Genomic DNA, 1,055 nt, shown 5'->3' on the forward strand with positions numbered 1-1,055 from the left:
CTCTATATCAAAGTCCACTACCCATTCATACCCTGCATTCAAGTAGACCAATGCTTGATTTATTGCCTGATGGCAACTGCGATTCGGTCTGAAGCCATAACTATGCTCACTGAACAGTGGTTCATAGATGCGGGTTAGCACTTGGGCAGTCGCTTGTTGCACCACACGGCCTACTACTGTAGGGATGCCCAAGGGACGTTGCTTTCCATTGGGTTTGGGGATAAATACACGTCTTACGGGGGATGGCTTGTATTGCTTTCGACATATGGACAGCTTTATCTCATCCATATGCTGGGGCATATACACGTCAAGTACATCTACCGACATCTTATCTATGCCGGCAGCACCTTTGTTGCGCCTGACAGACATCCAGGCTTCCCAGAAGTTTCTTGCTTCTACAATCTCGTTTACTAATTCCATTTGCTGCTTTTCGTTCTGCTTGTAAATTTACGATGAAACGTTCTCGTTACTTCCGACATTGAAAGATTACGGTTCTTTCATATCCGTCATACCTCACATCCGAACTATCAACGCATTGCTTACAGCGATTTGCACTATATATACATTAGTCCCTTCGGTATTGGTGAGACACCTACTATGGACTCAGCTGACTCCCACCCATAAACTTTTTATCGCACGTGTGTTGACACGCTGGATGGGCATCTCGGGGTAAGGCACTAACCTGCCGACTTCACAACCTCTTGGTTTACTGTCTTGGGGAATACGTTTACCATTCGGACTTCAACTTGTTATGCAGTCTTATCCATTCCCATTTAGCCTTATACCAAGTTTCTGTTCGTAGGCTCGATAGTCTCGCTATTGGCTTCCTTCATCCTTGACATTACTGTCAACGACTTGCCATTCGCTTCGCTTGGCGGTAAATACCTGCGACTGGAGTTGAACCAGTTAGGTTAGTGTCATGCCCGACACACATAACAAAGGAGTTAAGTTTATCACTTAACTCCTTCATTTTCATCAGTCGGGATGACTGGATTCGAACCAGCGACCATTCGATTAACAGTCGAATGCTCTACCGCTGAGCTACCGAGGAATAC

Annotated in this window: 1 protein-coding gene and 1 tRNA gene; both read right to left on the reverse strand. The window is 45.6% G+C overall.

The features are described from left to right. On the reverse strand, nucleotides 1-420 hold a 420-nt coding region (locus N8M93_RS22670), incomplete at its 3' end, for a reverse transcriptase domain-containing protein (RefSeq protein WP_261134903.1). A gap of 559 nt (nucleotides 421-979) precedes the next feature. After that, nucleotides 980-1,047, reverse strand: a tRNA-Asn gene (locus N8M93_RS22675). Nucleotides 1,048-1,055: the final 8 nt, after the last annotated feature.

This window comes from Bacillus sp. Marseille-Q3570 (assembly GCF_946151055.1).
Classification (GTDB): Bacteria; Bacillota; Bacilli; order Bacillales; family Fictibacillaceae; genus Pseudalkalibacillus.